The 14,009-nt window shown below is 57.2% G+C and carries 15 protein-coding genes and 1 other RNA gene; 10 read left to right on the forward strand and 6 right to left on the reverse strand.

Translation table 11 applies throughout. From position 1 onward, the window contains the following. Positions 1-80: 80 nt before the first annotated feature. From CJ187_RS01415 to CJ187_RS01430, 4 genes are all read left to right on the forward strand, one after another. Positions 81-1,373 carry a M23 family metallopeptidase gene (locus CJ187_RS01415; RefSeq protein ID WP_102216077.1) on the forward strand — a complete coding sequence of 431 codons (1,293 nt, stop codon included), beginning with the start codon at positions 81-83 and terminating at the stop codon, positions 1,371-1,373. A 165-nt stretch (positions 1,374-1,538) separates the two neighbouring features. Beyond that, positions 1,539-2,057, forward strand: a complete 519-nt coding sequence (gene smpB, locus CJ187_RS01420; protein ID WP_102216566.1) for an SsrA-binding protein SmpB — start codon at positions 1,539-1,541, stop codon at positions 2,055-2,057. A gap of 110 nt (positions 2,058-2,167) precedes the next feature. Further along, positions 2,168-3,148 carry an NADPH:quinone reductase gene (locus tag CJ187_RS01425; protein ID WP_102216076.1) on the forward strand — a complete coding sequence of 327 codons (981 nt, stop codon included), beginning with the start codon at positions 2,168-2,170 and terminating at the stop codon, positions 3,146-3,148. A gap of 2 nt (positions 3,149-3,150) precedes the next feature. Continuing rightward, positions 3,151-3,507, forward strand: a complete 357-nt coding sequence (locus tag CJ187_RS01430; RefSeq protein WP_233187303.1) for a DUF488 domain-containing protein — start codon at positions 3,151-3,153, stop codon at positions 3,505-3,507. Positions 3,508-3,650: 143 nt separating this feature from the next. Here the strand turns inward: CJ187_RS01430 and CJ187_RS01435 are convergent, their stop codons facing one another. After that, the gene (locus CJ187_RS01435; protein WP_102216074.1) at positions 3,651-3,962 is read right to left on the reverse strand and encodes an antibiotic biosynthesis monooxygenase family protein; all 312 of its coding nucleotides are present in this window, start codon (positions 3,960-3,962) and stop codon (positions 3,651-3,653) included. 69 nt (positions 3,963-4,031) lie between these two features. Here CJ187_RS01435 and CJ187_RS01440 point away from each other — a divergent pair, with 69 nt between their 5' ends. Next, positions 4,032-4,340 carry a thiamine-binding protein gene (locus tag CJ187_RS01440; protein ID WP_102216073.1) on the forward strand — a complete coding sequence of 103 codons (309 nt, stop codon included), beginning with the start codon at positions 4,032-4,034 and terminating at the stop codon, positions 4,338-4,340. 157 nt (positions 4,341-4,497) lie between these two features. On the opposite strand, the gene ssrA is transcribed toward CJ187_RS01440, so the two are convergent. Continuing rightward, positions 4,498-4,867: a transfer-messenger RNA gene (gene ssrA / locus CJ187_RS01445) on the reverse strand. Between the two features lie 339 nt (positions 4,868-5,206). Here ssrA and CJ187_RS01450 point away from each other — a divergent pair. The 4 genes from CJ187_RS01450 (at position 5,207) to galE (ending at position 9,500) form a co-directional block, all read left to right on the forward strand. After that, positions 5,207-6,283 carry an adenylate/guanylate cyclase domain-containing protein gene (locus CJ187_RS01450; RefSeq protein ID WP_102216072.1) on the forward strand — a complete coding sequence of 359 codons (1,077 nt, stop codon included), beginning with the start codon at positions 5,207-5,209 and terminating at the stop codon, positions 6,281-6,283. A 136-nt stretch (positions 6,284-6,419) separates the two neighbouring features. Next, a complete protein-coding gene (locus CJ187_RS01455) occupies positions 6,420-7,091 on the forward strand; it encodes a response regulator transcription factor (RefSeq protein ID WP_102216565.1) in 672 nt (223 codons plus the stop codon). A gap of 38 nt (positions 7,092-7,129) precedes the next feature. Beyond that, positions 7,130-8,452: an ATP-binding protein gene (locus CJ187_RS01460; RefSeq protein WP_102216071.1), complete on the forward strand. Its 1,323-nt coding sequence runs from the start codon at positions 7,130-7,132 to the stop codon at positions 8,450-8,452. A 76-nt stretch (positions 8,453-8,528) separates the two neighbouring features. Next, positions 8,529-9,500: a UDP-glucose 4-epimerase GalE gene (gene galE, locus CJ187_RS01465; protein ID WP_102216070.1), complete on the forward strand. Its 972-nt coding sequence runs from the start codon at positions 8,529-8,531 to the stop codon at positions 9,498-9,500. 98 nt (positions 9,501-9,598) lie between these two features. On the opposite strand, the gene CJ187_RS01470 is transcribed toward galE, so the two are convergent. From CJ187_RS01470 to CJ187_RS01485, 4 genes are all read right to left on the reverse strand, one after another. Beyond that, entirely contained in the window at positions 9,599-11,059 is a 1,461-nt protein-coding gene (locus tag CJ187_RS01470) for an LCP family protein (protein WP_102216069.1), read from the reverse strand. Further along, a complete protein-coding gene (locus tag CJ187_RS01475; protein WP_102216068.1) occupies positions 11,052-12,353 on the reverse strand; it encodes an LCP family protein in 1,302 nt (433 codons plus the stop codon). Before CJ187_RS01475 ends, CJ187_RS01470 begins: the two co-directional genes overlap by 8 nt. After that, a complete protein-coding gene (locus CJ187_RS01480) occupies positions 12,350-12,727 on the reverse strand; it encodes a DUF2304 domain-containing protein (RefSeq protein ID WP_233187301.1) in 378 nt (125 codons plus the stop codon). Before CJ187_RS01480 ends, CJ187_RS01475 begins: the two co-directional genes overlap by 4 nt. A gap of 101 nt (positions 12,728-12,828) precedes the next feature. Beyond that, positions 12,829-13,575 carry a hypothetical protein gene (locus CJ187_RS01485; RefSeq protein ID WP_102216067.1) on the reverse strand — a complete coding sequence of 249 codons (747 nt, stop codon included), beginning with the start codon at positions 13,573-13,575 and terminating at the stop codon, positions 12,829-12,831. A gap of 146 nt (positions 13,576-13,721) precedes the next feature. Between CJ187_RS01485 and CJ187_RS01490 the strand changes: the two genes are divergently transcribed. Beyond that, positions 13,722-14,009: a WhiB family transcriptional regulator gene (locus CJ187_RS01490; protein ID WP_284667740.1), complete on the forward strand. Its 288-nt coding sequence runs from the start codon at positions 13,722-13,724 to the stop codon at positions 14,007-14,009.

The following is a 14,009-nucleotide window of genomic DNA, read 5'->3' on the forward strand; positions in this document are numbered from 1 at the left end:
GGTATCTACGGTTTTTAACTGTTGCCTGTGGCGCCTTGCGTAGTGGGGCCCGGTTTAGGCACTGAGTGTTAGGAAGTAGTATGAGGTTTCGGGCTGGCTCGATTGCCGCAGCTGTGACGGCGGGGCTTTGTGCGCTGTCACTGACCGGTGGGTTGGCGTTCGCAGATCGTGATGACGAGGTGAATAAACGCGACAGTGCGGCGGCGAAATCGCAGGAGTTGGCGAACCAGTTGAACGGTTTGGATGCGAACTTGGCGAAGCTGTATGCGAATCTGCAGCACGTGCGCGACCAGCTGCCGGGGGCCCGCACCCAGGTGACGCAGGCGAAGTCTAAACTGGCGGCAGCGCAGCGCGAACACGAGGCAGCGGTGAACCAGTTGGCGGTGTCACAGGCGCAGCTCGATAAGCTCAATGAGCAAGCCCAGGCTAGGCAGGATGAGTCGGATCAGAGTGCGGATGCGATCGCAGATTTAGCGCGTGAGTACTACCGGTCAGCAGGGGAAGTGTCTTCTCCGCTCGTGTTGGCACTCAGTGCTGAGTCTACGGCGGATATTTCTAGCCGGGCGGCAGCAGCGCAGACGATGACGCGTTCGCAGTCGAGCGTGTTGGAAGCGGCTCAGGGGGAGTTGGCGGCGATTAAGAACCGGATGAGTCGCCAAAAAACCCTCACGAATCGGGTGAAGAAACTCGAGCAGAAGGCGGCGCAGGCACGGGGAGTGGCGGACAGTGCTGCTAAGAGTGCGGACGCGAAGTTGAAGACGCTGCGCGACTTAGAGTCAGAAGAAAAGTCGAATGCGAAGAAGGCTGAGCAGAGTAAGTCGCAGGTAGCCAAGCAGCTGCAGGAGCAGAAGGCAGCGCGGGATGCGGCGCAGGCGAAGATTAATCAGATTGATGAGCAGAACCGGCGGGCGAAAGCACAGTTCGCGCAGGCTTCTGCACCGACCACTGGTTCTGGTGGCGCAGTGGCCACTTCGTCTGCGTTCGGTTACCCGTTGCCCAGTGTTTACCCGATTACCTCGCCGTTTGGTGGTCGGTACCACCCCGTGTTGGGAATGTGGATTGTTCACCAGGGAACTGACCTGGGGGCCCCGTGTGGCACTAACGCGATTGCGACTGCTAATGGGCAGGTCACCGATGTTTCTTACAACGGTATTTCTGGTAATTACGTTACGGTTAACTACGGGCTGATTGGCGGGAAGTCTTACCAGGCGATGTACATGCACTTGCAGCGGCAGGTGGTGTCGGTGGGACAGCGGGTGTCGCGCGGTGACACCCTGGGATACGTGGGTTCCACTGGACGTTCCACGGGCTGCCACTTACACTACGAGTTCATTGTGAATGGGCAAAGTGTTGATGGGAGCCAGTACTTCTAGCTCGAACCGACGCATGAGCCCCGGCAGCCCCACCCGCGGATGCCACAGCGCGCGTGCCACAGACCGGTGGGTTTCGTAGCGGGCCGCGGCGTAGTTGGGGTTTAGTTAGTATTTTCGCAACTAGAGCAGTTTGAGGCCTGGATTGCACGATTGAGGGGAATGACGATGCCGAAGGAATGGAAGAAGCAAACGGCGGCGCAGAAGGCAAAGGAAGCGTCGGATGCGAAGAAAGTTATTGCCCGCAACCGCCGGGCTACGCACGACTATTTTATTGAGGACCGGTTAGAGGCCGGACTGTCACTCACGGGCACGGAAGTGAAAGCGCTGCGCATGGGCCGGGCCTCTCTTGCGGAAGCGTGGGTGGAGATTTACGACGGCGAGGTGTGGCTGCACCAGGCGAATATCCCGGAGTATCTGGCGGGGACGTGGACGAATCACGCACCCACGCGCAAGCGCAAACTGCTGCTGCATAAAGAAGAGATCGCGAAGTGGGGCCAGCGCAGCGCCGCGAAGGGGTACACGATTGTGCCGCTCGAGTTGTATTTTGTGCGCGGGATTGCGAAAGTGCAGATCGGGTTAGCGAAAGGTAAGCAGGAGTGGGATAAGCGCCAGGCACTGCGCGAAGCCCAGGACAAACGGGAGGCCCAGCGGGAGATACAGCGGTTCGCAAAAGGCCACCGATAGCTCGTCGCTACAGTTAGGCGGTAGGCAGGCGCTACAGTTAGGCGGTAGGCAGTCGCCACAGTTAGGGTCTGCACCTGCTTAGTTGGATGCACTGTACTAGTGTGAAAAGTATGAAAGCAGCAGTAGTTAAAGCAGTTGGACCTGCATCCAATATTGTAACTGGGGATGTTCCCGTGCCGGTTTTGCAGGCCGGGCAGGTGCTCGTGCGCTTCATCGCGTCCGAAGTTAATCACGTGGACCTGTTTGTGCGTTCCGGGGCATACCGCACGCCATTGCCCACGCCGTTCGCAATTGGACGTGATTTGGTGGGGCAGGTAGAGCAGTCCGAAGATTCCGCATTCGCTCCCGGTGACTTGGTGTGGACGAATTCTTTGGGGTATGCGGGTCGTAACGGCACGTATTCACAGTTTGTTTGCGTGGATGCCAACCGTTTGTATCCATTGCCTGAGGGGGTGGAGCCGCGCGATGCCGCAGTGGTGCTCCACGGTGGCCTGACTGCGTATTTAGGTTGGTTCCGTGAGGGCGGGCTGACGCGGGGGCAAACCGTTGTGATTGGTGGTGGCTCCGGTGCGGTGGGCAGTGCGGCGATTCAGATGGCGAGCCACGCTGGTGCCCGCGTGATCGCTACCGCGTCCGCTCGTAACCACGGGTACTGCCGCGAGCTAGGTGCGGACACGGTGGTGGATTACCACGATGAGAACTGGGTGCATCAGGTCCGCGCGGCAGCTAGTGAGGGCGTGGATATTTGGTGGCAAACAGCTTCGGCTTTAGATGCGTCAAAGGCGCTTGAACTGATGAACCACGGGGGCAAACTATTGTTGACCGCCGGGATGCAGGACGCGCTTCAGGTACCGGTTGGGGGCTTGTACACGCGTGACTGTTCTATTCGCGGTTTCGCCGCGTCGAACGCTTCGGTTTCGGATTTGCGTGCCGCTGCTGAGCACATTAACGCTGGTTTAGCTGCCCACGAGTTGCGCGGACGCGTCGCTTTGAGCTTGCCACTTGACCGGGCTCGGGAGGCTCACGAGGCATTGGAATCTGGTTCCGTTAGAGACGGGCGGATCCTCATGACAAGTTTTCAGGAGGGATAACGGTGACTCAACTGCATATACGCAGGGCATACGAAAAAGCGCAGAAAGCCGATGGTGCGCGGGTTCTGGTGGACCGTTTGTGGCCGCGCGGTGTGGCGAAAGCAGATGCACAGTTGGATGAGTGGTTTAAAGAGGTCGCGCCGTCTTCGCAGCTGCGTAAGTGGTATGGGCACGACCCAGATAAGTTTGAGGAGTTCAAATCTCGGTACAAGCGAGAACTGGAAGACGAGCAGCACGCTGAGCAGTGGCAGGAGTTGCAGAAACTAACTCACACTCGCAACGTCACCCTGATTACGGCAACTAAAGATGTGGAGATTTCCGCTGCCCAGGTGCTGTACGACCTACTTAAGAGCAGTTAGTTAGCGGGCGGTTGCCCAGCGTGGTGCGCAGGCTCAGTAATGCGAGCTCCCGCGAGCTCCTGATAGTTAGCCACTAGCTCCCGCTAGTAACCCGCTAATGCCTGCTAGTTCGCCGCTAGCTTTCTCGTTCCCGTTCGTTTCTGCTAGTTTCCGGGTGCGCGGAAGGCACGCAGATAGTGGCGCACTACGTTGGTGGTTGGTTTGCGCGACTCGGAGCCGTGCTTGTGCGATTTCGCGAAGTGGTCAGAATCTACCCAGGCCTGGTATGATCCCTCATCTTTCCAGTGGGTGATTACGAGCCAACGATCGTCCTGTGGGTCGGTGGGTTGAGCTAGGTCGAACCCTTCAAAGCCTTCCGCTTCTGCGAGTCCTTTGGAGTTTGCCTGGAACCCGGCGATAACTTGTTCTGCACGTTCAACTGGAATATGTAATTCATTCGTAACGATAATACTCATGGGTCTACCGTATCGCGATAAGCTCTAACTGTCTTGTAAAAAACATTTCTGTGGAGAGAGGACACGATCATGTTGTTAGCGTTTTCAATCGCCCCGCAGTCCACTGATGACCCGGATGGGTCGGTAGCTAAAGCTGTGGCTGCTGCGATTAAGGTTGTGCGCGAATCGGGGTTGCCGCACGAAACCACGTCGATGTTCACGACCCTTGAGGGGGAGTGGGATGAGATTATGGCGGTCGTAAAGCAGTGCGTTGATGAGCTGAATAAGCACACTAACCGCATCTCCCTGGTGATGAAAGCAGATATTCGCCCGGGCTATGAGGGGCAGTTGAGCGCTAAGGTGGAGCGCGTTAACGCACTTATTGGTGAGGACAAGTAGCAGTAAGGCACGGAGTGGACAAGGCGTGCAAATCGGTTTCTGCGTGTGCAACTAACCCGAGAGTCCAAGCAAAACCAAACTGGCATATGAGCCAGAAAACACCCCGTAAGGCATAAAAAAGATGCTGGTTTGGATTGTGTCCAAACCAGCATCTAGTTGGTGGAGGCGACGGGAATTGAACCCGTGTCCAACGCTGAAACCCGATGTCTTCTCCGGGCGCAGTCTGCGGAAAATATTTCTCAGCCAACACTTAACGCGCAGACACGCGAAGGGCTGGCTCAGTTAACTAAGTGTCGGTCGCTACCGGTTAACGCGATAGAAACCCAGTGGCCTTGCAAACGACGCCAGGATCCGGGCTCAAGGCAGCACCCGGGCTGACGGACTTGCTCGCTAGCTTAGGCTGCGAGTGCGAAGTCGGTGCGGTTATGTTCAGCACCTATTGTTTGAATACGTGGTTAACGAGGTCAGTAAACATCCTCGGCCCGCTTCATACCGATCAATCAACGCTGTCGAAACCGATCGCCCCCTATGTAATTCACAACTGCGCAAACAGAGCTGCTGACGCATCTTCAATGTGCTATTGACACATCGCCGACGTGCCACCGGCGCATCTTCAACGTGTTTGCAAACAAGAGTGCCGAAAATTCGGCGAAACCTGTTTAACACGTGTGCACGCGCGCTGAATGCGGTCTTTTAGTATATGCGTGCGGCGGCGTAAAGGCAATCCCTAAACGGGTTCTAAATGGTTGGTTGCGAAGTGGAAGGGGTGAATGACATAACTTGGCGGTGATGCTACTGTGGCGTTGCGGCGGTAGTTTCGTAAAGTGATAGCAGCGAAGGCTAAAACAGTGTAAAGTGTGCGTGTGATGCGTGCCACTGAAGATTCTAATGAAAGCCAGTTCAACGAGGGCCACTCAACGGCCGACGCCTACCAAAAAGAACTCTTAGGTGGGCGCCCATCACTGACCGCTCACGACCTCGCCACCGAAACAGAAACGCCTTTGTCCCGCGTTAAAGCGTACTGGGTTGCGATGGGGTTTGAACCTCCAGAACCGGATCATGTTCAATTCACCCCCGAGGACCTACGGGCATATCAGAGGTGGACGGACCTCATTGAATCTGGCAAAATCGACCTCCCCACCGGCCTATCGTTGGTGCGCGCGCAATCTCACATTACCGACCGGTTAACCCTGTGGCAGTCAGAAGCGCTTATCGCGGATGTTACCCGGCGTTACACCCTCGACGACACCACGGCACGCCTCGTCATCATGGACAAATTCCGCGAGTTTTTCGAGTTTTTTGAAGACGAACTAATCTACTCGTGGCGCCGCCAACTCAACTCCCTCATACACCGGCTAGATCAAGAAGTGGGACACCGGGGAATGGAACACGAACGCGACCACTTCCCACTAATTCGCACACTCGGATTTGTAGACATGGTTTCTTACACGTCCAACTCCGTGAAACTGCCCAGCCAAGACCTCGTGGGATTAATCGACAAGTTCGAAACCGTGTGCCGCGTAGCAATCCCATCAGCGGGAGGAAGGCTCGTGAAAACTATTGGGGACGCCGCGTTCTACATTGCAGACGACCTGCACACCGGTCTGAACGTAGTTACAAACCTGGTGGAAGAAATCAACTCTTCAGGGCAACTCCTGCCGGTGCGGGCCTCCGTGGTGCAAGGCTCCGTGTTCTCCAGATCCGGGGACGTGTTCGGACCATCCGTTAACCTCGCGTCTCGATTGGTAGATGTTGCCCCAGTGGGGCAGATATTAACGGACGCAACCACCGCCTCCCACATCGCGAACGGCGAAGCGGGGCAACAGTACGAAGTACAAGCGGCAAAGGAAGCGGACTTACGCGGAGTAGGGCGCGTAGTACCTTTCCTAGTGACAACCAAGACGAGTGACAAATGGGAAGAGGCGGAATCAAACGAGAACTAATTGAGACCACGGACACGTCACGCCAAACAATAAAATAATGGTAAAGTGCAATTTGAGATTGGGGTTTTCCCTACAGAACTGACGACATTGAAGAACCGTCCACCATTAGTTGGGGAACACAAAGTTAGGAAACACCGTGACTACAGTACTTTTGGTAGAGGATGATACCGCCATTGCAGAACCGCTCACGCGTGCACTTTCACGCGAAGGCTACGAGGTGCGCGCGCACGAAACTGGGGGAGCAGCACTCAAAGAAGCAGCTCGCAGCGACCTCATCGTGCTGGACCTGGGATTACCAGACATGGACGGACTCGATGTGGCACGCCAGGTACGAGCCGAAGGGTTGAGCACACCGATTCTGATTCTAACGGCCCGCGCAGACGAGGTAGACATGGTAGTCGGACTCGACGCCGGGGCCGATGACTACGTGACAAAACCGTTCCGCTTGGCAGAACTGCTGGCACGCGTGCGCGCACTGCTGCGCCGCGCCTCCGGGGAAGACCACGAAGGGGACTTGATTGCCCAGGACGTGCGGGTAGATGTGAACGCACACCGCGCCTTCTTAGGGGACGAAGAACTGCAGCTTACCGTGAAGGAATTCGAACTGCTCCGCGTCCTAGTGCGAGAAGCTGGCAACGTGGTAGGGCGCGAAACACTGATGCGGGAAGTGTGGGGGTCGGACCCAACTGGATCCACTAAAACTTTGGACATGCACGTTTCTTGGTTGCGCCGCAAACTGGGGGATGACGCGATGCGTCCACGTTACATCTCAACGGTTCGCGGCATGGGGTTCCGGTTCGAAAAATAACAAGCCCCCGGCTTCAGTTCGACGAGTAGTAGGTTAGTTTGCGTTCACGCACAATAAAAATGATCGCCACGGCTGTGACCGTGGCGGTCCTCATCCTCGGGATTCCCGCAATCGTGGTTTCTTCTATGCTCGTGTGGAACTCAGAAGAAAACGTGGTGCAAATGCGAACGCAGACAATCGGGAACGCGATTGAACGCCGCATCACCGAAGGGCAACCGTTGGTGCGCAACAATGATGACTTGTGGGCGCGCAGCTCCGGGTCGGATGTGGCCACGATGATCCGGATCTACGCCCCCGGACACGACCCCATTGTGATCGGAAAAGAAGTCATGGGCCCAAGGTTGCGAGGGATGACGGTAACTACGTCCGGTGCCACAGTGCGCATCGAGCAGTCCGCGAAAACCGTGGGCTGGCGCATCTTCCGCGTGTGCTTAGCGTACGTGGGGGGCATAGTCGTTTCCCTAGCCGCCGGCTGGTGGTTAGCCTTACGCGGCTCCCGGCAGATTTCCGCGCCGCTAATTTACCTCGCTGCGCAAGCCGAGCAGATTGGTGCGGGCCAAGTGCGTGCCCGCGTGCGTCCTTCTGGGATTGAGGAGATTGACCTGGTCCAAGAAGAACTGGCGCGCACCGGAGAGCGCATGGCTGGGCGGCTTGCTGCGGAACGGCAGTTCGCTTCCAACGCGTCACACCAGTTACGCACGCCCCTCACAGCGCTTTCCATGCGGCTGGAAGAAATCGAACTCACCAGTGACGACGACCACGTGCGAACGGAAGCGCACGCGTGTTTGGAGCAGGTGGATCGGCTCACGCAAGTCGTTAGTGATCTGCTTGCGCAAACGAAACAAGCGGGGGCTAATACCGAAGCAGTACACGTGCTAGAAGTGTTCAACCAGCAGCGCGAAGAGTGGGAGTCTGCGTTCGAAGCGCAGGGCCGCGAACTCGTGTTTAAAGATGAAGCGGCGCAGCCCGTGCTGGCGGATCCGTCGATTTTGTCACAAGCCCTCGCGACCCTCATTGAAAACTCACTTAACTACGGGGATGGGACCACCCGGGTGGTGTGCCGCCCCGGGACGAGCAGCCGCAGCGTCTTCCTGGTCGTGTCCGATGAGGGCGAAGGAGTGGGCGAGGACCTGCAGCAACGGATCTTTGAAAAAGGTGTGTCCGGACACGGTTCCACCGGCATCGGCCTGCCTCTCGCGCGTTCACTCGTGCAAAGCGCGGGTGGGCGGTTGGAGCTCACAGATGCGCCCACCGCGGAGTTCACGATTTCACTCGCTGCCATGCCCGCATCCCTCGACCCCGATGTAGTTATGCCCCAAGGTCCGCTCGTGTCAGTGGGAAGACGCTCCCGGCGCCTATAGTTCCTAGGGGGCGGGGTCTGTACTTGCTTAGCATTGGTCCCGGAACGGTGAAACCAAAAAGGGTAAGCTAGAGCACATGAGCATTATGGTTGTAGGAGGCGCCGGTTATATCGGTGCGCACGTCGTGCGGCTGCTGCAAGAACGCGGTGACACGGTCGTGGTAGTTGATGATCTTTCTTACGGTAAGGCCGATCGGATCGGTGATTCAAAGCTAATTGAACTCGATGTTTCCACCGACCCTGCGTGCGACATCCTGGAAGATGCGATGAAGAAGCACGAGGTCAGTGCCGTCATCCACTTCGCGGCTCGCAAGCAGGTGGGGGAATCCGTGCAGCGCCCCAACTGGTATTACCAGCAGAACGTGGGTGGGCTAGCGAACCTCATGACAGCGATGGAACGAGCCGGGGTTAAGCAACTAATCTTCTCTTCCTCAGCAGCCGTTTACGGGATGCCTCCCGTTGAGGTAGTTAAAGAGGACGAACAGTGCCATCCCATTAACCCGTATGGGGAAACAAAACTCGTGGGTGAATGGATGATGGCGAACAGTGCGCGCGCCTGGGGGTTGCGGTGGACAGCGCTGCGGTACTTTAACGCGGCGGGCTGTGGGTGGCCCGACTTAGAGGACCCCGCTACCCTCAACTTAATTCCAATCTTGCTTTCGAGGTTAGAGCAGGGCAAGAACCCGGTGATTTTCGGAACTGACTATGACACACCTGACGGCACGTGCATCCGCGATTACATCCACGTAACCGACCTGGCGAAAGCCCATATTGACGCGTTAGACGCGTTGGAATCCGGTGGGGAGCAGACCCACAACGTGTACAACGTCGGAACGGGCAAAGGCACGTCCGTTAAGGAAATCATTGACGAACTGCGCCGCGTGTCAAACCTGGAACTGGAAGTGGAAGAAGCGCCGCGGCGGGCTGGCGATCCACCTCGCCTAATTGCCGACACCACGCGCATTACCACGGACCTGGGATTCAAGGCGACGCACAGTGTTCACGACATAGTTCGGTCCGCCTGGGACGCGTGGAAGGCGCGCCAATAGGTAACTGCAGCTAGGTAACCGCTCCAACGAGCAAGCCGTTTCTAACCGGCAAGCCACCCCCTCCAGCCAATAAATAACCGGCTTGGAGGGGGATTTTACTAGTAGGTGACCCCCCGAACCTGGTTCAAATCTGCTTGCGTTAAAGTACCGTCTTTCATTTTTTCAAAGAAGCTGGGGGCGCGTTCTTCATCGAGCTGCACCGCCGACCCCGCGTAGGTAGGCAGGTTAATGCGGGCGATGGGGGGAGCGCCGTTCAGATCCGACTTCATGACGGAACGGAAATCCCACGCCAGCCGCGCCACACCAAACGACCCCGTGCCGGTGTCAGTGGTTAACGCGTGCGCGGTTGCTCCCACGAGTTCCCTTTGCTTAAACGGGTTCAGCAGCAAGGATGGGGTCATAATTTCAGATGAGATAGCGCTGATAACCTGTCGCTGTCGTTTCGCTCGCCCGATATCCCCCTCGGGATCTACCATGCGCATGCGCGCGAACGCCAGCGCCGTGTCCCCGTTGGAACGGTGACACCCGGACTTCCAAACCAGTTGCGAATCGTGGTCATTCACGTCGTAATCCAGGCACAGGTTCACCCCGCCCACGGCGTCAACCACGGACTTTAAACCATCCATACCGATTTCTACGTATCGATCTACCTTGAGGCCCGTTAGGCCCTCAACGGTTTCAACCATGAGCGATGGGCCACCGAGAGAGTACGCGGCGTTCAGCTTGTTCTGGTTGTGACCGGGAATGCTCACCCACGTGTCGCGCGGCAAGGAAACGAGGGAAGTTTGGCCATTAGCTGCGCGGCGCAGCAGCAAAATCGTGTCCGTGCGCCCGCCTTCAGTGCCATCGTCTGGGGTGGCGCCATCACGCGAATCTGAACCGGCCAGGAGGTACGTGGTGCCCGATTGCGCTGGGGCAGAACTCAACGCGTCAACGTGACTGATCTGTGTAGACGCCCAAAACGCTAAATAAGCAGGCCACGCCACCACCAGTAACACAAGTACAAGTAAGGTCGTGAGCACAACTCGGCGGCCGCGGTGAGGGCGGCGCCGCCGAACCGGGGCTGGTGAAGGCGCGCTCGGGCCGCTTGGTGGATTCGAATACTGCGGCTGGTACCCGCGGTTGTATTGAGGTGAATACTCGCGGTGCACGTCCGTGCTCTCAGACCGCCGCCTGTCCACACTCGGTGCATACGACGGGGGCTGCGGGGCGTAAATAGCTTCCCTGGCAGAAGCGCCCTCCCTGCGGGCCGCTTGCTCGCGATAATAGTTGCGGTCGGGCGCAGCTGCCCCAGAACGATCAGTGGCCGCGCCCGTTTGGTTTTGGTGGAACACGGATTGGCGGCGTACCAAACGCGCCTGGTTATTGGCCGTAAAAACCCGGTCTCGCGCAGGGGGTGAAGACGAACTACGACCGCTGGGAGAGCGCCGAACGGCGTTATCCCTATCTTTGCTGGGGCGCGGCTGCCCGGTGCTGGAACGGCGGGAAACCCGTTTGGCACCACTTGAGGAGGGCCGCGCCCGGCGGTCCTTCGGGTTAAAAGACGGGGGGTTAGCCATTGGTCCGCGGCCGTTCCGGAACGTACTGCTTGTTGGGCTTGTCGTAGTCCTTAGAGTGTTCCTTGTCGGGTTCTAACGAGCCATCCTTGCGCACCTTGAACCAGGATCCATCCATGGTCCGATAAGTGGTGCCCGCTGGGAACGGCTTGTCATTCTTGAGTGCGTTCCACACGTTCTCGGTGTCTTGGTTTGGAACCACCCGGTTCGAATCCCGCCGATCTGGATCCACCGGCATCGTGGAGAACTGCACTCCACTACCGGGAATGTCCTTAAGAGAGTTAGCCAGCCCCGCGCTCACAGACAGGTTCGTGAGGTTCTTTGATGTCTTCACGGATTCCAGTGCCGTCTTCACGAAGTTGTAAAGCTGGAGGGAATCTCCCAACCCCTTTTCTTTTGCGGTCGCTACAATTTTGCCGATCATCTGCTGCTGGCGAGTGATCCGATCTAGGTCCGAACCCGACCCGAGGCTGTGGCGCAACCGCGCGTATGCGAGAGCCTGATCTCCGTTCAACACGTGGCATCCAGCCTCAATATCCAAATCCGCTTCGTAATCGTGAATGGGCTCGTCAAAACACATCTCGATTCCACCGAGGGTTTCCACGGTCTTAATGAACCCGTCGAAATCCACTACCACCACTTCGTTAATATCAATCCCCGTGAGAGCCTCCGTGGTTTTCTTCACGCACGCCACACCCGCGGCCATGTTCTTCGGGTTTTCTTGCGCTCCCAGGCCCAGCGCCCAGTTGAACTGGCCGTAGTGCGGTACCGTCTGCGAACCATTTGTTAGTTTGCAAGCAGGTAGGTTCATGAGGGTATCTCGCGGAATCGCAATGAACTGGGCGCGCGAACGGTCTGCGCTGATGTGCAGCACCATCGTCACATCGTTGCGCATTCCCTCCTCATTGTCTTTATTGAAGTCTTGGTCTGCACGCTGATCAGACCCGACCACGAGGACGTTCAGTGCTCTGCCCGCATATGAATCCACCAGATTCGGTTGCTTATTGTGGTCTTCAAACGAATCCAAATTCAGCGCATTATTATCCAGCGAGTTTTTGAGATCGTAGTATAGTAATCCACCAAACGTGACAGCGAAAAGAACAGCCGCGAGGGCCGCTAGGGCCACGTATTTTTTCCATCTCGATTTGGTCTTGAGGTCCGTGGCGTGACGATACTTCTGCTTTTTCCGCACGCGGGAGCGGCGGGGGAAACTGAGGGTTAATGCGTCTTCTGCGCGGCGTTTAACGTTGCGTTGAATCGTGTCCGGCGTGGGGTCGTTCGGTGTGTTAGTGCTCATTCGCCGCTCCCGTCGGAAGCTCGCGGTGGGAGAACGTTTTGGAGCGCCTGGTGACGCGCCAGCCGGGTGAGGCGCTTTTCCATATTGGATTCGCGCCGGTACGACGTGATCATTGTTGAAATAACCACCAGGGTGAGTCCGTATAGCAGCAGGTCACTACCACGCCCAACACCCACGGCGTTCGCAACGCGGGTGAGTAGGGTGGGGAATACGGCCGCGATCATGGCTAACAGTATGAACAGCCAGATGCCCAGACGGCGGACGGCCAAGTGCTTAGCGGTGCGTACAGGCTGCATCATCACTAACCCAACGACGCATAACGCCAAGATCAATAGGGTCTTAACAACCCACTGTGAACCCAGTACTGCTGTCACTTAAAACTCCCCGTTCAAGGTCGTGTGCTGGCTGGTATGCGACTGCCACGCTTTTAGTAAACTCACGCGTAACATTGTTCCATCTTGGTTCCAAAACATCGTTATTTCCACTCTAGCGCGTGTGGGTCAATGCCTTCCTGTTCCAAAACAGAGCCCACTTTCCACCCGGAACCGACCCATAGTACACGCCGGTTTTGTTCAAATCCAGATAGTATTCGCGCCGCCCAACCGCGCGGGTTAGGTGCAGCTGTAGCGTCAACAATCGCTACTTCTGAAGTGAGTGCTTCCACCAGGCCCGCACTTGTCTTTCTCGCACGCACAGTTGAAGGTGCCGGGTTTCCGGGCGTGTTTTCAGGCTCGTTTTCCTGAGGTACTTCGCACACCGGTGCGGGCAGGAACTCCATTTGGTCGGGTTGCCCATGGGTTTGCGCAATGGCGTCCACCACGCCTGTCGGGAGCTCACCGGTCCACCCCAGTGCCATGGGGGAGAGGTTGTGCAGTGCAACCACCAGGCCCGGGTCTGCTGCAGCCCACCGCTTGGCCCAGTCCGCGTTGTCCGTGATGATTACCTCAAACTCCGCAGGCTCCACGTGCGCCGGGTTGGCGAACCACAGGGCGGTACCCTCAGTGAAACCAGTTCCAGTAAGCCACATGAGGGCCTGCCATGAAGGGGGCATCGCCACGGCCACGCGAGCCTGCTCGTCTGCCAACTCGTAAATCGCGCCCGCGCACTTGGAAATCCAGCGGGCAACATTTGAGCCAACGAGTTCCGTTCGCGCCTGCCCATACCACGTTAAACACGGCTCAGCAGACGCTTCGAGTGCCCTCAAGGTGTCTAAAGAAAACATACTGTCACTTTGGCACACAAAAAGTCTGGGCGGGAAGCGACTGTCAGAAAGTAGAGTAATCTCATATACTCTTAAACAACTTGACTATGCGGAATAACACGCGTGTAATTCTAAAAGGCAACAAAAAGCAATCGAGGGGAAAACCAGTGTGGAATATTCTTGGTGACGGTCCGCTGACAATCGATAATCAGGGTACCGTTTCTCTCGACGACGGCGTGTTAGCTTGGCAGGCAAATGCCCTGTGTGCGCAGACGGACCCAGAGGCATTCTTCCCAGAAAAGGGAGGCTCCACCCGCGAAGCCAAAGCCGTATGCCAAGAATGCGCGGTTCGGGAACAGTGCCTGCAGTACGCACTCGCCAACGACGAACGGTTCGGCATTTGGGGTGGCATGTCCGAGCGGGAACGAAGGGCGTACAAACGCCGCGCCGTTTAA

This window comes from Gleimia hominis (genome assembly GCF_002871945.2).
Lineage (GTDB): Bacteria > Actinomycetota > Actinomycetes > Actinomycetales > Actinomycetaceae > Gleimia > Gleimia hominis_A.